The following is a 19308-nucleotide window of genomic DNA, read 5'->3' on the forward strand; positions in this document are numbered from 1 at the left end:
AATACATTTAAATGCAAATACATTGCAACAAGGAGATTTATATGAAAACAAAAATAGAAATAATACTAGGGTTCCTACAGTCTGGAAAAACTAATTTTATAAATTCTATGATTAAAAATTGCGATTTACAAAATGAAACTATTGTTGTCATCCAAGATGAATTTGGACAAAGCAAAATAAAAAATGAATTTATAAATTCAAATGAAAATATGAATATTATAAACATCGAAAATACTTCTAATGAAGAAATTAATGAAAAGTATATAAACAAAATTTTAGAAATATATTCTCCCCATAGAATATTTATTGAAGTTAATGGTATGAAAAATTCTAACTCTATAATTAATATGTTCAATAATAAAAATTTAAGAAAGTTATGCAGAATTGACGATATCGTAACCTTAATTGATACGAAAAAGTTCTTCATTTATTTCAGAAATATGAAAAGCATGTTAAGTACTCAAATCTATAATAGCAAGACAATAATATTAAACAATATAAATAATATCAACAAAAAAGACTTCTTAAATATTCAGAATCAAATAAAGAGAATTAATGAAACGGCTAACTTATTAGAGCATGCGCCTTCATTAAATATTAAAGAAATACATCAAGACGAATATAGAGAAATTAGTAGTCATAGTTTTTCTGCAATTAAAACTATGTTTTATATGAGCCTTCTAATATTGTCATTTACGTGTTTTGCTGCATTATCTATTACTGATAGTAGTGGGTATTCATTCTATTTGGACAAGTTTAAAAATTTTTACACTGTATTCATTAGCATATTAATTCAAGGTATACCATTTATCTTAGTTGGAAGTTTTGTATCTGCAATAATACAAATTTGTATCCCAAAGGATACATTTATTAAATTTTTTCCACGTAATATATTCTTATCATGTGTTATTGCAGCTCTTGCTGGATTACTCTTTCCAATATGTGATTGCGGAACTATTCCTGTTGTTAAAGGACTCATAAAGAAAAAAGTTCCTATAGCTGCTAGTATTACTTTCATGTTATCTGCCCCAATAGTAAATCCAATAGCTATAATTTCAACAGTATATGCCTTTCAAGGCATGAAGGCAGTTGTAATTTATAGAGTCGTTGCAGGCATAATAATCTCTATTCTAGTTGGTTTAATTATGCATTTTCTAACAAGGAAAGATGATGATATATTAAGTATTAATAATAATGCATTAAGTTGCGAATGCGGTTTTTGTAATGATGACTATGATTATTCAAGAAATAAATTTGAAAAAATCAGAGCAGTATTTATTCATACTGGCGATGAATTTTTTAATATAGGAAAGTTTATGATCATTGGTACATTTTTATCTAGCATTTTTCAAAATATAGTATCTGCCGGTACCAACATTCCAATTTTGAGTGGTAATATACCCCCTCTAATTGCAATGATATTATTGTCTTTTGTACTTTCAGTTTGTTCAACCTCAGATGCATTCATTGCTAAGGGATTTTTAAAACAATTCTCAGTTAACTCTGTAATGGGCTTTTTAGTTGTTGGCCCTATGCTTGATATAAAAAATACAATTATGATTTTTGGAAACTTCAAAAGAAAATTTGCAATAAAGCTAATATTTTTTATTGTTGTAGTATCATTTAGTATTCTTATTAACCTTAGGCTATAGATATCCAACTTTAAGACTAGATTTATGTTATAACTTACCGAAATCATAAATATTTTGATTCCGAAAAGCTATGAAAATATCGCTGAAGGCTCTAAGCCGCAGGTTGTATCCACTTTAGCATGCTCCAACTTTCAGTTTGACAAGCTAAAATGGAACAACCTACAGCCAAGAACCTTTAACAGCTCATTTTCAAATGTTTTCTACACAAATATATTTATGATTTCTAGTTAATATATGAGCTTAAAGTTCTAGCAATTTTGTAAATATGTTCATCTAATAAGTTGAATTCTTAAATTTGATATCTATATGTAACCACCAATGAATTTATAGTTCTATAGATTATATTAATTCAGCAACGAGAAGAATTCTAGTAATAATAGCATATATTCAATAGAAGGTGTGTACAGATCACTGACTTAGATTCAATGTACTAGTAAAAAATGTGTCCATAATATTAACCTAAGTCCAAGAATATAAGAATATAAGAATATAAGAATATAAGAATATAAGAATATAGCAATTTTAGAATATCCTCTTATCTTAGTCAATATATTTTATCTTAAGATACTCTTTAATTTGATATGGAGATGAAAATATGAAAAAAATTAATGCGGAAGTAGTTGCAAAAATATTAATACTATTAGGTTTTTCAATATTCTATTTAAAAATTATTGTAAGTAATGAAATTCTCACATATGTACATCCAAGAATTATCCCCTTTGCAATCTTTGGAATGATTTCAATGTTCATAATTACCTTATTTTTGATTTCAGATGTCTTTTATAATAATAGAAAAAAATTTAAAATTAAGAATCACTTTATCTTTATTTTTCCTTTGATTATGATACTTTTTATGCAAAGTAGTAGCGCAAATTCTGCCACTAAAGGCATTGATACAAATGGAAAGCTTAACGAATCATCATCTACTAACAGCTCTTCCAATAATTCAAATAACAGCTTGCCTTCCCTTAACTCAACATATGAATTGTATAGTGGAAAATCCGAAAGTGATGGGCAAGGTCAAGTAGATAAGATTCAGCTAAATATTGTGAATAATATTATAGAAGTAAACATTAATAACTTTGTATCTTCTCTTGATGAGATTTTAGGAAACCCTAAAAAATATGAAGGAAAGGAAATAGAAATTTCAGGATTTGTATATAGGGATAAAGATTTAAAAGAAAATCAATTTATAATTGCACGATTTATGATGGTGTGTTGTGCTGCTGATCTTCAGGTTGCAGGAATTGAATGTTCTAGCGGTGATTCAGATTCATATGATAATGGTACTTGGGTAAAAATAAAGGGTAAAATCAAAATTAATACTTCTGAAGATGGAATAGATCCAGTTATAGCTGTTGAGAATATAGAAAAAGATCCTACTCCTGACACTTCTTATGTTTATCCATTTTAAAATATATGACAATATAATTTTCAGTCAACATAATCTCTATGTAAAAAAAATATAATGAATATAATAAGAATAACCTAACTTTCTACGTTAGATTATTCTTATTTTATAGCTCTAAAACATTGATGTCACATTTCCAGTAAATTTATCTACATAATACCATCCGCCAGTTGTTACGTATTCTCCTGTTGTATCATAGCAATGAATTACATAAGAGTTAGACTCATCATGATCATACTCAACTTTACTTGGAACATATTTTCCATTCGCTAGAAGATAATCTTTCACTTTCTCTACAGCTTCAATCGTTGAAATCTGAGTATTAGTGTTATTTATAGTAATATTAGAATTAAGCAGTGTTGTAATTCCTTGTTTTATTTTATATACATTTCCATTAGAAGAATCATAGTAATATTCACTAATATTGTTTCCAACTTGGTCTTCTGCAGAGAATTTATATAAACTCTTATCACTTAATCCTATTTGATTAATAAATCCCTTATTCTCATATTTAATAGTTCCAGAATCATTATAAATATTAATTATATCATACATAACCTGAATATCATTTGGAACAACAGTAGTAGTCTTAGATTCTTCCCAAGCTCCACTATCATTTAGATAATACCATTTATTATTATCATTAATCCATCCTGTTTCCATTATTCCATCACTATCAAAATAATACCAGTTACCATCAATTTTATCCCATCCAACTGAGTAAGCTTCTCCTTTAGTAAATTGCCATCCTTGACTGTTTTGTTTCCAATATGCATTAGCCATAGTAGAATTAGTAATTTGTATTGACAAGATAGTTAAGATTACTAAGGACAACTTTTTCACTTTATTCATTGCCATTCCTCCCTACACATATTACTATTACACCTTTTACCATGTGATGTCAATAATACTAATAGAATATAATAACTCTTAAAAAAGGAAAATACACAGATATCTGTTTCACATATTATATTTTCTTAACGCTTTTAAAACTTATACTCAGATTTAGCTTTATAGATAATCCAACTAAGACCTGAACTTATGCATATAACTCACCGAAATGAATAACATACTTTTGTTCCAGTTTCTAGGTAATTCTGATGGGTGATTCTAATGCTATAAAGTTGCACCCAAAGTGCTAGCCTCAAAGAACAAGCATTAGTGGTGAAGCCTGCAATTTAGTGCTTTCAGCGAAATTTTCATAGTCCTGTGAAATAACAATGTTTCTCCTTTCGGTGGATTATTACATAAGTCTAAGTTATATATTGTTTATCTATAATTTCCAGAGAAAAAAGCAAAGCACTAAGAATCTTCTTAGTGCTTTACTTTTATTTATTATAGTCCTTGTTCATAGCTTTCTATCATTCTTTTTACCATTTCTCCACCAACGCTACCGTTTTGTCTTGAAGAAAGGTTTCCTTTATCCATGCTTTCATAATTGCTTAATCCAACTTCTGAAGCAACCTCTGTTTTTAATCTGTTTAACCCTTGTTTTGCCTCTGGTACTAATGTTCTGTTTCTTCCACTATTGTTTGAAGCCATATGAATCTACCTCCCTTAATTTTTTTTATTTTGTTTGGCAGTAATATCTTAACCACTATCACAAAATATAATCTATAAAAATGTTAACAGAAGTAGTACAGATAGCTTGTATTAGTTAATTTTAGATATTCCTCCTTAAACTATAACCTCATATTTATTTTTAATAAGTGCTTTCATAGCATTATCTACATCTTTTTCCTTAACAAGGATATAATCAGTATCATAAGTGGAAATTGCAAATATGCTTATTCCGCTTTTCGCTAAAATCGTACTAATTGATGAAAGAATTCCTACTAATGAAAAGTCCAGCTGACCTTCAACCTTTAAAATTCTCCATTCTTTTTCGCATTTAACTTCATCAGGTATATCTTTTTCAAGGCATACTATTGATAATTCATCACATGTCTTTGTTATAGAAAAAAAATCACTGTTTTTTATCCATTCAGGAATTGATTCGTTGTTATTTAATCTGCACACTCCATATTTTTCTTCTAATAATCTGATAGTTAATATTTTTTCCGACATATCTTTCTTTCATCCTTTCTTCTCATTTTTAAACGCCTTATTTATCGCAAATTTATAGTTTAAAATATACAAAAAGAAAAAAGCCAATAGAAATATTATTAAAATACTTCTCAGGCTTTTATCCTTTAGTAAATACAATTAACTTTAAAGTTTATCTTAGAACAGCTAATCATGTTGAACTATTGAATCAAAAAAACAATTCAGCCTTAATTATTACATGTTAAATTTATTCATCTATTCTAACATAATGTAAAATTTCAATCAACGTCACATATTATTGTATATATTTCGATCACGATTTTTCATTTATAATTTCACTAAATTAGGTGTTTATTTATTCCTAAAATGTGTAGAATACATTGCAATCTGAATACTTTCTTACTCAAAAAAATATATTAACTTTACCTCTCTTTAGCCATCTATAATTTTAATATGATATATATATTGCAAAAATAATTCTTCATGATAATTCTAAAAGTATTGCAAGAATTTTAGCCGTAATTGTGAATTGTGAAATGTGCATTGTGAATTGCAACATATATAATTAATTATTAGGTAATACTGAAATTGGAAATGCATGTTTCTTTATTTTATATGCAAGATCTAGTTTAGTATCATCATCTATTTGGCTCAATTTATAGTTCCATACTCTTGTATTTTCATCAACATCTTCTTCTGCATTGCAACCTATAACATTCCCTGGTACTTCAACTTCATTAATAAATTTTATATTTTTAATATAACTGTATACTTTTTGATCATCAGTATTATTTTTTATTAAGTTATCTATTGCTGATTTATTGAATTTTACATCAATTGTGTATACATCATCTTTTCCTCTTGCTCTTTTTAAATCAGTCATTGTTGCTAATCCACTTGAATTTATTTTTTCCTCTAATTCTTTAATATCTTTGAACTCATAGGTAATTTCTTCAATATTCATATTGTCTTTAAAATACTTATTAAAATTATATCCATTTTCTTTAGCCCATTCATGATCAATTACATCATTTTTTAATTTTGTTGATATAAAATCATCATATACAACTTGCAATTTTACAATACCTGACCCATTTTCATTTATTACAGTAGAACTTCTTAAATCTATATCTCTACATCCAAGTAACATAATACCTAAGATTAATATAAGTGAATTAAAAATTGTTCTTTTCATTTTACTCATTAGTTCTCCTCCTAGATGCATATTTTTCTATACTACTATAGTACCCAAAGATAGATTGTATATGCATAGCTACATTACGCTTACCCTAAGTTTCATACAAACTTAAGCCATCCCCCTGCCTCTTTATTTTAGGGCATTCTAACTAATTTCAGGCTCAAATTTCTACTCACTTTTAACATAAAAATATTATCCAAATTAAATTACTTTTAAAAATAATAAAGGGTAGTTAACGAACTAAAATCGCAAACTACCCTTTATAGACTATTTTGTATGTAGGAACTTTTCATAACTCTCTATTTTATCCTCTCTGTTGGTATTCTTTATCCAATTATTATATTCCAAGATAACTTTTTCTATTGTTGTTACGTTTAATTTATTATTTCTTTTTCTTTTCATTTCTGCATACATATTAATTTTAATTATATTTCCCATTTCATTGCCCTCCTTTCTATATAATATAACTTTGATATTAATTTTGTGTGTACAAAAATATTAAGAAATAGTTAAAATTTAATTATATCTTTTAACGTAGATAATTTTTAAAACGCTCTTTGTATAGATACAGCAACTACAGCCTATACTTATGCGTACACCCCCACCGAAACGAATAATATACTTTTGTTCCAGTTTCTAGGTAATTCTAATGGGCGATTCTTTGGCTATAAAGTTGCACCCAAAGTGCTAGCCTCAAAGAATAAGCGTTCATAGAGAAAGTTCTGCTTACCAAATGTAAAATTTGGAGCATCACTTTTCGATTCTCACTTTTTGAACTAGCACATTTGGAATAGTTCAAAGGAAACTCGACTCACTTCGTTCACTGAGTAATTTCAATTGACCAAATCATAGATTTGGAATTTCAATTACGAATCACATCCATCATAATTACCAATGAAACATTCCACAAAAGTATATTACTCATTTCTAGTTAAGATATATTTCATAGTATAAATCTAACTTATAGTTGAATTATCTATACTCACCACTTATATCTTGTTACTAATCAAGATATTATCTTTTATTTACAAATTATAAATCAAGCTGTTGATTGGTTTATCTATCCCTCCCTATGCTCAAAATACCATTATTGTATCTGTTCAAGCTAGCTTAACTTTGTAGCATGTCCATTCTCATCAAAGCGATATCCGTATATATCTATATTGGTAATTAACTCGCCAGTAGAATAAGTTAGATAATCGTATCCACCTACATTAAACCATCCAGTAACCATGGCTCCATCCGTTCCAAAGTAGTACCAGTTACCATTTATTTTCTGCCATCCTGTCTTCATTGATCCATCTCTAGAGTCTCCAAGGTAATACCACTTATTATTTTTCAATAACCATCCTGATTTCATTGATCCATCATCTGAATTTCCCAGGTAATACCAATAATCTCCACTCAACTTCCAATCATAAAGCATCCAGCCTTCACTATCAAATAGATACCACTTTCCATTTATTTTTTCCCATCCATTTTTAGTATAACTTCCATCAGTGTGCCTATACCACCACTTATTATCCTTTATAATCCATTGTCCTGGTTTAGTAACATTGCTTATTAAAGCTCCATCAGTAAATGAATTTATGTCACAATCTTCACTTACCCCATTTACTCTGCCAGTTTCAGTATATTGATGCCCTACCCTATTGGTAAAGAAATTTGATGGCAAATTCCAAGGATCATTGTTATAGTTAGCCTCCCAGAAAGGCATATCCTGTATAACTGATTTTGCATTGGTAAGGTAACTTATAAAACTTGTATAACTGTACATGCCTAATGGAATAGACGTTAGCTGGCCAAATGCAGTAACAAATCTTGTAACATAATCTGCAAGTCCGCTAAAGTTAGTTTCTACATCCATCATAGGCACTAGATCCCAATTATAATCTTTTATCTTATTATAAAAATTCTGGGCTTGTGCTTCTGGAGTACTTGTCCCAACTAAAAAATGATATGCTCCCACTTTTAAGTTATTATTTTTGCAGCCACTATAAAATAGTTCCATTTTGCTATCTCTAAATGTTGCCCCTTCTGTTGCCTTTAAATAAACATATTGAACCCCATCTCCTGCAACAGCTCCAAAATCTATATTTCCATTGTTATTTGATACATCTATACCTTTTATATACCCCATAATTCATACTCCCTTCCGATTTTCATATTTATAAAGAGTAACCCTAAAGGGTTACTCTCAAATATTCAGTTACTATTGTTCCATTAACTTATTGCTTTTATTTATTTTCTTTAGAATCTGAAGCTTGGACAGTTTTTGCTTCATCATTTGTAGTTTGGTCGCTTAAACCTGGTGTACTAGTATCAACTATAATTCCTAGCATTGTTAAGATTGTTAAAATAGTATTAACAATTTCTGTATAGTTATTAGGAATTATATTTAACCCTAATTGTTGCACTAATAATGCTATAGCACTAGCTATTGCAACCCAAAAGGCTTTGTTTTTTAATCTTGCTTGAAGATCAATACCTAACATACCTATCTTCACCTCTCTTCTTTTATATATACATAATATGAATTAAAACTCTTAATGGCGACTTAAAATTGAACTAACAGTACGAATTCTATTTTATAAGTGGTACTATCATTCATCACTTTAATACCTCTTAAAATATATATGTTTAAAAATATATTATGAATGCCATTTTTACAATCCATCTAAGTTTTAATCTAAGTAATACCTTATTATATTAAAGTTATTTATTTAAAGAAGAGGCAATGTAATATAAATCTCAAATAAAAATAGAGATAATATTTTACTAAGCACAGAAATATTATCCCTACTTTCAACTAAACTAATTTTATTGTGATTTATTTTATAATATACACTCAATGCTCGTTATCTTTGCATTTCCCGTAAGCGGCTTATAAATCATCACTTTCGAAATACCTTGTCCATTATGCGCTGCAACCTTTGACTTACATATAAAACAATAATTTGTTCCATTTACGCTCTGAGTAGCTAAGATTTTAGGTTCATACTCAACACCAATTAATTCACTTAATGCTGTCTTAAGCACATTTATATCATCATCTGTTATGTTATTGTGAACTTTCCATCCTCTTGATATCTTCATAGAATTCTCCTCTCATTTATATCCCCTTAAATTTTAGAAAACGATTATATAACATTCGATTTACTATAGCATATTCATATTATCTGAATTTTTTAACTAATTTCCAAAAGAAAATTTAGAAGTGCAGCAAATTTGCTTTAAAAAATAAAATATAGAAAATCAATTGTAATATGCATTGGTGATTATAGATATCCGACTTCAAATCTAGATTTATGTGGTGATAGAACCAAATAATAAAGAGAAGAGTCCCAAACATTATGAAACACTTCTCTTTAACTATTCTATTTAATTAATAACAAACTTTCTAACGCTGTAAATTTACTTTTCTCATAACATCTTTCATAGTTTGAGCTCCATATTTATTAATAAGATCTTTAACTATTGCTCTATGAAATTCCTTTATAGTTTTTTCCTTCAATTCATTATCACAAATAGAATTGTAATCAATTTGATTATTCATATTTTTCTCTCCTTTTGACTTATATTCATAATGTGCATAATAAATAATATTTTATACATACTTTATTTAAAAATATCTAATGAAGACTATGAAATACACTTTGAAGTTAAAAGTAGGGCTTTAATAGCTATTGTATATAAGAATCTCTTTTCTAAAATATAAACTGCTTTCAAAGCATACCTTTTTTTCATTTCTCCTGTGCATGCGCTTACTAAATGTTAGTTTTGCGATATAGTAATAGTCTGAGATACCGTAATAGGTCTCATTCCTGTTTGAGATTTAGTTTCTTTATTTAATTGCTGGTCAGAGAGCCATTCCATAAGCGTTGTTACTTTTCCATTTATTATTGATGAACATTGGTTATTATATACGTATATCCATGACCAGTGCCCATTATATTCATATGGTGTGTTATCTGCCTTCTTGTATAAACCTGTAGTATCAATTACATTATCAAAAAATGAAAAATGAACATTTGTATCACCGGCTTGCACTAAACGATCATAAGTTGGGACTACATAATCAGCTGGAGGTACTGTTGTATCTGTTTTAGCTGCTGTAAACCAAATTGGCACTTTCTTAAACGCTTCAATATCTTTATCAGTAATCAATGTATCCTTTAGCGCCTCACAAGTTGGGAAGGCTGCTGCAAAATAATCAGCATAATCACGTATCATAAGCATTGTCATATAGCCACCATTAGAATCTCCGCCTATATAAATTCTATTTGTGTCAATATTACTATTCTTTGATACGTAATCTTTGATTAATGACATAAGAGCTTTTTCATACTTTGAGCTTCCATCTCCAAAACCATTAAATCCATCCATCCAAAAAGTTTGTGCCTGAGGAACTAAAATATATGCACCGTTAAAATATACTTGTATGTCTTTTGATGCAAAATTTACAGCTTTATTCCCTGATATAGGTAAAAGTCCATCTGTCCCTCCTTCACCAATACCATGTAACCAAATAATTAATGGTTTTTTACTATAATCATTTTCTGGTGTATAGCTTACATATTTTATAGTAATGTTATCATAAGTTGCACTTCCGATTTTGAAATCATCAACAAGCTTTTTAGTTCCACCCGCAAATTTATTTATAACTAAGCCAGAAATTTTGCCCGAATCCGTAACGATATCATTATTTTGTTTAATTGTAAAATCACAATTAACCCATCCATTAAGATTCGTAGTTAAATCATAGTTAATTGGCGAAGTTAAAGATACATCAGGTCCAACTTCCAATTCAAGTGTTACATATTTCCCTTTAAATTGGACATTTCCATCATTATCAGAAACATAAGCTTTTATGATTTTACACTCTCCTTCTGCCTCCCCTAAAATCGGACTCTCTATCCTATTTTCAGTTCTTACTACACGTATCTTAAAAGTTTCGTTGGTTATTGAATCCTTTGATACTGTTGCACCTAAATAAATGATTATTTTTGTAATTGCTGGACCCCAATCAAATGTTTCTGTAACGGTTCTATAAGATTCTTCATTTATTTGCTTACTTGTAGCGGAAACATCAACAGTAGAAGAAGTAGACATATTAGCTCCGATAGTACATAATATTATAGTTTTTAAATATTTCCTAATCATATTTTTCATTGTTTTCCTCCTATATTTAGAATATAGATTATAAGACTTTCCTATCCTCAATCACTATGAATTATATATTAGAATATAAAAACCCCAATTAATCAAAAGAGACTAGGTAATATCTCTTCTCATTAATTAAGGTTTCGCCTGATCTAGTAAGTAACAATAACAATATCTTGTAATCGTTTCTTCACATGTTTATATTAGCTTCTTTGCTATTAAATGTCAATAATTTTGTTATTATTTTTATCCAAAAAAATGATAGACAACTGTGAAGCTGACGATTTTTTAACCTCATTCTTTTTAAGTACACGTAAAAAAATCTCACAAAAGAATAAAAAAGCTGGTAGAACAAATAATTTAATATTAAATGCTCTACCAGCCTTACTTAACCGCAAATTGAGATTTACAGTTTTTTAAAGAAAACTTTTTCTACGTTCTTAGTTCTTAATTACTTTAAACCTTGTTCGTAACTTTCGATCATGTGTTTAACCATGTATCCACCAACGCTTCCGTTTTGTCTTGAAGAAAGGTTTCCTTTATCTTGATTTTCATAGTCTTGTAATCCAATTTCTGAAGCAACCTCAGTTTTTAATCTGTTTAACCCTTGTTTTGCTTCTGGTATTAATGTTCTGTTTCTTCCACTATTGTTTGAAGACATATATATCTACCTCCCTTAAATTAATATAAATTTTGCTTGGCAGTAATATATTAACCATTATGATGAATTATAACCTATAAAAATATTAACAAAAGTAGCATCATAAATTATAATTAGAAAAAACTTTCAATATCTTGTACTAAAATTCATAAAAAAAGTAGCAATCTATGATTACTACTTTTTTATGTATTATAAATTATACAGCCTTGTCTGAATTTTCTTGATTGCTTTCATTTTGAAGTGCACTATGCTTTCTTCCGTAAACAAAATACACTATTAAACCTATAGCAAGCCATACTAAAAATCCAATCCAAGTTATTAATTTTAATCCGCATAATAAAATTATACAGCATATTATTGATATTAATGGAGTAAATGGTACTCCTGGAGTTTTAAACATTCTTTTGAAATCTGGCATAGTTTTTCTAAGTACTATAACGGCAACAGATACAGAAATGAAACTTAATAATGTTCCTGTACTTAAAAATTCTACTATAATATCTAATGGTAAGAATCCTGCTATTACTGCTGCTATACTTCCAGTTATTATAGTTGAAATGTGTGGAGTTTTATGTGTTGGATGCACTTTTGAAAATAATTTTGGTAAAAGTCCATCTCTTGACATAACCATGAATACTCTAACTTGGCCATAAAGTACAACCATCATAGTAGAAACCATTCCAAGTATAGCCCCAGTTCCAACTAACGCTGCTCCCCAATTTATACCAACTCTAGCTAAAGCTCCTGGTACTGCATTTTCTGAAATTATTTCATTATAAGGTACCATTCCAGTAAGCACAACTGCAACTGAAACATAAAGCAAAGTAACTGCTATTAAACAAATTATAAGTCCAAGTGGAATGTCTTTTTTAGGATTTTCAGCTTCTTCTGCCGCTGTAGATATTGCATCAAATCCTATAAACGAGAAGAATATAGTAGCTGTTGCTGCAAAAATCCCCTTAAATCCAAATGGTACAAAAGGTTGATAGTTAGATGGATTTATATGTGATACTCCAAGAACTATAAATACAATAATTATAGTTATCTTTATTCCTACAATTAAATTGTTAACTCTAGCGCTTTCCTTCATACCGTAATATAATATGTAAGTTATTATTGCAATTATTAATACAGCTGGTAAATCCACTATTCCACCTTTACTTGGTGACGTTATCAAAGCTTGTGGAAGTGTTACACCCACTGATTTTAATATTCCAATAAAGGTTCCTGACCAACCTGATGCAACCGCACTACATGCAACTAAATATTCTGCAGTAAGGCACCATCCAATTATCATAGCTACTATTTCACCAAATACTATGTATGAATAAGAATATGTACTTCCCGCAACTGGAAACATAGTTGAAAGTTCACAATAACACAATGCACAAAGGCCAGCTACTATACCTGCTAAAATAAATGAAATAATTACAGCTGGTCCAGCTAAATGTGCTCCTGTCCCTGTGGCAACAAAAATACCTACCCCTACTACTGCTCCAATACCAAAGGCAGCTATGTCTTTTGCTTTAAGATTTTTCTTTAAAGCTGACTTTTGCGCGCCTTCTAGCATTTTATCTAACGATTTTTTCTTAAAAATATTCATATAGGTCCTCCTATTTACTTAATCCATTCGTCAAAAATCTCTTAATAACTATATACCTCTATATAACATATTAAATATTTATCTAGAAATTTTAAAAGTACAACAAATCAATTAATATATTATCATATTTTTATAATATTAGGCAAGACATTAACACATTAATAATTTATATATTTTTTAATTTTTCTCTTAAAAAACCAATACTTTTTAACATAATATTATGCAAAGTCCTAATATAAGGAAGAAAATCATAGGTTAACGACGAAAACCCAACAAAAAATTACTGCATTATTTTTAATCTATGTTTCTAAATAAATTTAAACCTATAATATCCATCATTATTTTAAACAAATATAAGAATAATATTAGTAATAAATGAAGAAATTTATTAAAAAATGCCGAACTTATATCTCTTATCATTACTTTAAAACGATAAGAGGCATAAGCTCGGCACTTTATAATAAGATTATTGTAAAATTTTATTGAGCTATAAGATAAGCCATCAATTCTTCTCTTGTAAATCTTTTAGGTTCTTTAAATTGATTTAAAGTTAACGCTCTATAATAAACTTCGGCTACTTTTTCAACATATCTTCCTTTAGATAATACATCTTCTATATCTTTACTAACAACAATTACTCCGTTACTTTCTAATAAACAAGCATCACTTGTGCTCAATCTTTCTACTAAGTCTTTTGCTGGATCATTAGTTTTTGCTTTTTCATAATTAGCTAAATATATATAACCTCCGTAGTTTGCCGCATCATAAGTTACTGGAGGAATTACTTTATTAGCTACCGCAAAAGTAGTCGCATAAACTGGGTGAATATGCATAAAAGCTTTTATATCTTTTCGAGCCTTATATATATCAAGATGCATTTGCATATCACTATTTGGCTCAATTCCATCCATTGTTTCAACTTTATTTCCATTTAAATCTACAACACAAACATGTTCTTTACATAAATCCTCTATTTTAATTTTTGATGGTGTTATAATTACATAACCAGAACTTTCGTCTTTAATACTAAAACTTCCTATTTTTTCTATGCATAAGTTATATTTTTCTGCGTCTTTAGCAATTTTTATAAGTTTGATTTTTAAGTTTTCTAACATACTTACACTCTCCTTCACCATAACACTCACTTAATTTAATCCCATTACTTTATCTTCAAATATTCTAGCATCCATTAATTTAAGATCTTTATCTACTATTGGTGCAAAATCCATTGCAGCTAATATATCTTTTTCAAGATTTACTCCAGGTGCAATTTCAGTTAAATGTAATCCATCTTCTTTTAACTCAAATACAGCTCTTTCTGTTATATACATAACAGGTTGCTTTAACTTCGTTGCACGATTTCCACTAAAAGTAATCTGCTGAACAGAGTCTACAAATTTTTTATTTGATCCATCATTTATAATTTTTAATTTCCCATCTTCTATTTTTATGTCTAATCCTTTAGCTGTAAAAGTTCCACAGAAGACTACTTTCTTCGAGCTTTGAGTAATGTTAATAAATCCACCACAGCCTGGCACCTTTGGTCCAAATTTACTTACATTTATATTTCCCTGCTTGTCTACTTCTGCAAGACCTAAGAATGCTATATCCAATCCGCCTCCATCGTAGAAATCAAATTGTGTTGGTTGATCATACATACATTCTGGGTTTATTGATGCTCCAAATTTATTACCGCCTTGAGGAATTCCCCCTATAGCTCCTGGTTCTACAGTTAACGTAAAGTAATCACATATTCCTTCTTCATTAGCAACATTTGAAATTGCTTCTGGCATTCCAATCCCGATATTCACAACTTGTCCTTTTACTAATTCCATTGCAGCTCTTCTTCCGATAATTTTTCTTTCATCTAATTTTAAAGGTGCTAATCCATCGACCACCATATTTGCCTCTCCAGTTAATGAAGGGTCATAATTGTATCCTAATATTTGAGCTTGATCTTCTTTATCTTCTGCTTCAACTATATAGTCAACATATATTCTAGGTATCTTCACAGCTCTTGGATCCAATGTTCCAAATTTAACAATCTTCTCAACCTGAACTACTACAGTTCCTCCGCAATTTTTAACTGCTTGAGCTATACATGCAGCCTCAGAATAAGTAGCTTCATGGTCCATTGTAATATTTCCTTTTTCATCTGCATATGTTCCTCTAATAAAAGCAATATCTATCTTTGGACATTTATATATTAAATTTTCTTCACCTAATATATCTATTACTTGTACTATATCATCCTTAGTTATTGAATTTGCTTTTCCTCCCTCTACTCTAGGATCTACAAAAGTGTTTAGTCCAACTTTAGTTATAGTGCCAGTCCTATTACTTGCTTTATCTCTAAACATATGACACATAACTCCTTGCGGTAAATTATATGCATATGTTTTATTATCTCTAATTAATGCGCCTATCTTAGGTGCTAAGCCAAAATGTCCTCCTATAACTCTACCTGTTAGCCCTTCATGTGCTAAGTGATTTAATCCTTTACTTCCTCTATCACCTGATGCTGCTGCAAACATTAATGTTAGATTTTTGGGGCTATTTTCTTCTAAAAATCTTTCTTCCAATCTTTTGATTAATGATTCTGGAACTCCTAGTAATGCGAAACCTGATGTTGCTAAAACATTATTGTCTTTTACCAAATCTGCTGCTTCTTTAGAATTAATTATTTTTACCATAAATATCATCTCCTGAAAAATATAATAGCCTTTGTTATTTTTTTATCAATTCCTCTTACCTTTATTTTAATAGCTTGTCTATTTTTTGTCAATCTAATTTTCTGACAATTCAGAATTATTTTTTAATCCATTATTATTCAAAAATCTATTTTTTATTGTTAATGTATTGATATCGCTAACATTTCTATATTTCTCCCACATTTTTCAAAAAAATTTAAAATATAAAATTAAATCAAAATATTTATTATCTGATTATACTTACATTTTATGAAAGCAATCACATATTGGTTAATATATATTGATATTTTTTTAACTATTTTTCGATTTATTATTGATTACCAAATAACAACATTATATTTCACATATCGCTTTAACATATATGTTGCAATTCAAAATGCATAATTACGTCTAAAATTCTTGCAATATATGTTCTCCAATAAAACCATTTAACATTTAAATTTTCCCTCTTTAATACAGCAATAACTCCTCTGATTGTCTTAAAATCAAAGGAGTTACTACTATATTATAAAATATAAAACTTATATTGTTTTCTCTTTTGTTATATTCTGACTTATAATCAGCAATATATGTTATATATTAAGTTGCTCTATTATTCATATTTTCTCTATATGGCTCTAAATGAACAATTACATCGGCATTATTATTAAATTCCTTTCTTAACGCATCTTGAATTTCATGAGTTAATTTATGCGACTCTTCAAGACTCATTCTTGAATCTGCTAAAACATGCATATCTATATGCATATCTTCAATAGTTCCACGACTTCTTATTTTATGAACACCTTTTACACTTTTCTGGGACATTGTAATTTCTTTTATTGTCCCAGCTTCTACTGCAATACTATCAACTAAAATATCGCTAGCAGCTCTGAATATTTCATAGGCAGAATGAAATATAAAGATAGCAACTACAACAGAAGCAAAACTATCTATAAGTGGCGATACTCCCAATTTTATTGCGCTAACAGCTATAATTACACCGATGGTTACAAATACATCACTTTTTGTATGCATTGAATCAGAAATTAGAATTGTACTCTTTAACTCTAGTCCCCTCTTATATTCATACTTTGTAATAAATATATTAATGCATAGTGTAACAAGCATTACAATTAGACTGATCGTTGTAATTTCTGGTCTAACTGGATGCATAAATTTATTAATCCCATCGATTATAATCTTTCCACCTATAAAAACTAACATTCCAACAATAAATAATCCTGTAAGTGTTTCATATTTCTTATGTCCATAAGGATGCTCTTCGTCAATAGGCTTGGCTGCTATTCCTACCCCAATAAGTCCAATAATATTAGATGATCCATCTGTTATTGAATGAAATCCATCCGCCACTATACTCGAACTATTTGCCAAAGTACCAATTACTATTTTTATAAAAGCTATTATTATATTTGCAAACATAATAATCCAAAGCACTCTTTTTATTTCTTTAAAATTGTTTTTCTCCAAAATTACACCTACTTTTAATTAATAAAATTTAAGTAACCATAATAAATTGGTTGATGAATTCAACTATAGATAACTAATATATTATTATTTTTTCGTTATGTTACTTCTAAAAAAGTTTATTCTACATCCTACTTCATCAATTATTTTAATAATAGTTTGCTCATTAATTATCAATTGGTAATATATTTTATACTTCTATAGTATGTTATTGTTTTATATATGTTAATATATCTAAAAATATATCAAGTACTTATTATTATCAGTTGAAAATAAATTCTAATTGATATCTCATATATTCCACGATCTATTAGCTCAAATATTATATAAAAAGAAATACAGACAACAAAAAGGACTCAGAAGCCCATCTTCCGAATCCTCCATTTTAAATTAATATATTGCAAAAATAATCCTTCATCATAATTCTAAAAAATATTACAAGAATTTTAACGCAATTGTGAAATGTGCATTGTGAATTTTAACATATATATACCAATTATCGAAAATCTTTATTTCCAATACATCTAATTATTCACATTCATGCCAGCTTGTACAAAAATATAAGATTACTTTAAAAAGCTATTGCAAATAGTATATTGGTATTAATTGAAAAAAGCATTTTGTTAAGCATTCTATAGAATTATATTTATATAATTAGCTATCTCTTTTATACTTTGTGTGGTAATTCACTTCTAATTTTTTCTAGGTGCTTTGGATAATCCTGAATTACAATATCAGCTTTTATTCCAATCTTCTCTAATGCCCCCAATGAAGATTGTACTTTATCCCAGAATTCTTCTACTGCTCTATTGACATGATTTTTCACCACTGCAGTCTCAAACTCATTATTTTCCTTTTCAACTTTTCTCAACTGATTCATTAAAGTTATTTCATCAGAATCTACATTTTTTAATTCTACACATAATGTATTTTTTAATCCAAGTATACAAAGATCATCACTTAATCCATCTTCGCCTTTATTAGAAACATATGAAATTTCTTTAATAATTTTTCTTCCCGTATATCCGATTGAGTCTTCATATTCTTCAAATACAAGAATGTCTCTAACACTAAACTCCCTATTGTATTCTACTAATTCAAAAGTTTTACTTCCATCTCTTATCACTTTATAGTTATTAGGCGTTATTTTTAGCTCATGTATCATTTAAATCATCTTCTTTCTATAGTGTATTATATTTTAAAATTTTAGACTTAAATAAATTGAGTATTTGCTCTATATAACTATTGTGTCAAAAAATACTTCTACTATTCTTAATAAAAGCTTTTAAATTATGTAATCTCCAATTAATATATAAATAATCCACTGAAAGTAGAAACATTGTTATTTCGCAGGACTATGAAAATTTCGCTGAAAGTACTAAATTGTAGGTTGTTC

18 protein-coding genes are annotated in these 19308 nt (G+C 28.6%); 2 read left to right on the forward strand and 16 right to left on the reverse strand.

Translation table 11 applies throughout. From position 1 onward, the window contains the following. Positions 1–41 precede the first annotated feature (41 nt). The gene (locus KEC93_RS16720; RefSeq protein ID WP_077869470.1) at positions 42–1652 is read left to right on the forward strand and encodes a permease; all 1611 of its coding nucleotides are present in this window, start codon (positions 42–44) and stop codon (positions 1650–1652) included. A gap of 595 nt (positions 1653–2247) precedes the next feature. Beyond that, positions 2248–3066, forward strand: a complete 819-nt coding sequence (locus KEC93_RS16725; RefSeq protein ID WP_023973847.1) for a TIGR03943 family putative permease subunit — start codon at positions 2248–2250, stop codon at positions 3064–3066. 111 nt (positions 3067–3177) lie between these two features. Here the strand turns inward: KEC93_RS16725 and KEC93_RS16730 are convergent, their stop codons facing one another. From KEC93_RS16730 to KEC93_RS16805, 16 genes are all read right to left on the reverse strand, one after another. Next, positions 3178–3915, reverse strand: a complete 738-nt coding sequence (locus KEC93_RS16730; protein WP_023973848.1) for a cell wall-binding protein — start codon at positions 3913–3915, stop codon at positions 3178–3180. Between the two features lie 483 nt (positions 3916–4398). Continuing rightward, on the reverse strand, positions 4399–4605 hold the full coding sequence (locus KEC93_RS16735; protein WP_012059444.1) for an alpha/beta-type small acid-soluble spore protein: 207 nt from the start codon (positions 4603–4605) through the stop codon (positions 4399–4401). 135 nt (positions 4606–4740) lie between these two features. Continuing rightward, positions 4741–5130: an ACT domain-containing protein gene (locus tag KEC93_RS16740; RefSeq protein ID WP_039769438.1), complete on the reverse strand. Its 390-nt coding sequence runs from the start codon at positions 5128–5130 to the stop codon at positions 4741–4743. Positions 5131–5674: 544 nt separating this feature from the next. Next, the gene (locus KEC93_RS16745; protein WP_017211074.1) at positions 5675–6313 is read right to left on the reverse strand and encodes a hypothetical protein; all 639 of its coding nucleotides are present in this window, start codon (positions 6311–6313) and stop codon (positions 5675–5677) included. A gap of 261 nt (positions 6314–6574) precedes the next feature. Further along, on the reverse strand, positions 6575–6745 hold the full coding sequence (locus tag KEC93_RS16750; protein WP_017211073.1) for a hypothetical protein: 171 nt from the start codon (positions 6743–6745) through the stop codon (positions 6575–6577). 667 nt (positions 6746–7412) lie between these two features. Then, positions 7413–8447 (reverse strand): GH25 family lysozyme, encoded by a 1035-nt coding sequence (locus KEC93_RS16755; RefSeq protein ID WP_077869471.1) that lies wholly within the window; start codon positions 8445–8447, stop codon positions 7413–7415. A 97-nt stretch (positions 8448–8544) separates the two neighbouring features. Further along, positions 8545–8802, reverse strand: coding sequence for a phage holin (locus KEC93_RS16760; protein ID WP_012059448.1), 258 nt, complete (start codon positions 8800–8802; stop codon positions 8545–8547). 340 nt (positions 8803–9142) lie between these two features. After that, positions 9143–9403 (reverse strand): hypothetical protein, encoded by a 261-nt coding sequence (locus KEC93_RS16765; RefSeq protein ID WP_017211070.1) that lies wholly within the window; start codon positions 9401–9403, stop codon positions 9143–9145. Positions 9404–9707: 304 nt separating this feature from the next. Next, entirely contained in the window at positions 9708–9863 is a 156-nt protein-coding gene (locus KEC93_RS16770; RefSeq protein WP_167514420.1) for a hypothetical protein, read from the reverse strand. A gap of 218 nt (positions 9864–10081) precedes the next feature. Next, complete coding sequence (locus KEC93_RS16775; protein WP_077869472.1) at positions 10082–11479, reverse strand: prolyl oligopeptidase family serine peptidase; 1398 nt, start codon at positions 11477–11479, stop codon at positions 10082–10084. Between the two features lie 442 nt (positions 11480–11921). After that, positions 11922–12131, reverse strand: coding sequence for an alpha/beta-type small acid-soluble spore protein (locus KEC93_RS16780; protein ID WP_012059455.1), 210 nt, complete (start codon positions 12129–12131; stop codon positions 11922–11924). A gap of 196 nt (positions 12132–12327) precedes the next feature. Next, the gene (locus KEC93_RS16785) at positions 12328–13734 is read right to left on the reverse strand and encodes an amino acid permease (protein ID WP_077869473.1); all 1407 of its coding nucleotides are present in this window, start codon (positions 13732–13734) and stop codon (positions 12328–12330) included. 479 nt (positions 13735–14213) lie between these two features. Beyond that, positions 14214–14849 carry a class II aldolase/adducin family protein gene (locus KEC93_RS16790; protein ID WP_023976985.1) on the reverse strand — a complete coding sequence of 212 codons (636 nt, stop codon included), beginning with the start codon at positions 14847–14849 and terminating at the stop codon, positions 14214–14216. A gap of 30 nt (positions 14850–14879) precedes the next feature. Then, on the reverse strand, positions 14880–16427 hold the full coding sequence (locus KEC93_RS16795; protein WP_012059458.1) for an acyl CoA:acetate/3-ketoacid CoA transferase: 1548 nt from the start codon (positions 16425–16427) through the stop codon (positions 14880–14882). A 597-nt stretch (positions 16428–17024) separates the two neighbouring features. Further along, on the reverse strand, positions 17025–17915 hold the full coding sequence (locus tag KEC93_RS16800; protein ID WP_039769447.1) for a cation diffusion facilitator family transporter: 891 nt from the start codon (positions 17913–17915) through the stop codon (positions 17025–17027). A gap of 664 nt (positions 17916–18579) precedes the next feature. Then, positions 18580–19077: a DUF3850 domain-containing protein gene (locus KEC93_RS16805; protein ID WP_077869474.1), complete on the reverse strand. Its 498-nt coding sequence runs from the start codon at positions 19075–19077 to the stop codon at positions 18580–18582. Positions 19078–19308: the final 231 nt, after the last annotated feature.

Origin of the sequence: Clostridium beijerinckii, assembly GCF_018223745.1 — a bacterium.
Lineage (GTDB): Bacteria > Bacillota > Clostridia > Clostridiales > Clostridiaceae > Clostridium > Clostridium beijerinckii.

Coding starts and splice junctions, on each gene's coding strand:
- KEC93_RS16725 (WP_023973847.1), top strand. CDS start 2,248: ATGAAAAAAATTAATGCGGAAGTAGTTGCAAAAATATTAATACTATTA.
- KEC93_RS16780 (WP_012059455.1), bottom strand. CDS start 12,131: ATGTCTTCAAACAATAGTGGAAGAAACAGAACATTAATACCAGAAGCA.
- KEC93_RS16750 (WP_017211073.1), bottom strand. CDS start 6,745: ATGGGAAATATAATTAAAATTAATATGTATGCAGAAATGAAAAGAAAA.
- KEC93_RS16755 (WP_077869471.1), bottom strand. CDS start 8,447: ATGGGGTATATAAAAGGTATAGATGTATCAAATAACAATGGAAATATA.
- KEC93_RS16790 (WP_023976985.1), bottom strand. CDS start 14,849: ATGTTAGAAAACTTAAAAATCAAACTTATAAAAATTGCTAAAGACGCA.
- KEC93_RS16760 (WP_012059448.1), bottom strand. CDS start 8,802: ATGTTAGGTATTGATCTTCAAGCAAGATTAAAAAACAAAGCCTTTTGG.
- KEC93_RS16775 (WP_077869472.1), bottom strand. CDS start 11,479: ATGAAAAATATGATTAGGAAATATTTAAAAACTATAATATTATGTACT.
- KEC93_RS16805 (WP_077869474.1), bottom strand. CDS start 19,077: ATGATACATGAGCTAAAAATAACGCCTAATAACTATAAAGTGATAAGA.
- KEC93_RS16785 (WP_077869473.1), bottom strand. CDS start 13,734: ATGAATATTTTTAAGAAAAAATCGTTAGATAAAATGCTAGAAGGCGCG.
- KEC93_RS16730 (WP_023973848.1), bottom strand. CDS start 3,915: ATGAATAAAGTGAAAAAGTTGTCCTTAGTAATCTTAACTATCTTGTCA.
- KEC93_RS16720 (WP_077869470.1), top strand. CDS start 42: ATGAAAACAAAAATAGAAATAATACTAGGGTTCCTACAGTCTGGAAAA.
- KEC93_RS16740 (WP_039769438.1), bottom strand. CDS start 5,130: ATGTCGGAAAAAATATTAACTATCAGATTATTAGAAGAAAAATATGGA.
- KEC93_RS16745 (WP_017211074.1), bottom strand. CDS start 6,313: ATGAGTAAAATGAAAAGAACAATTTTTAATTCACTTATATTAATCTTA.
- KEC93_RS16770 (WP_167514420.1), bottom strand. CDS start 9,863: ATGAATAATCAAATTGATTACAATTCTATTTGTGATAATGAATTGAAG.
- KEC93_RS16795 (WP_012059458.1), bottom strand. CDS start 16,427: ATGGTAAAAATAATTAATTCTAAAGAAGCAGCAGATTTGGTAAAAGAC.
- KEC93_RS16735 (WP_012059444.1), bottom strand. CDS start 4,605: ATGGCTTCAAACAATAGTGGAAGAAACAGAACATTAGTACCAGAGGCA.
- KEC93_RS16765 (WP_017211070.1), bottom strand. CDS start 9,403: ATGAAGATATCAAGAGGATGGAAAGTTCACAATAACATAACAGATGAT.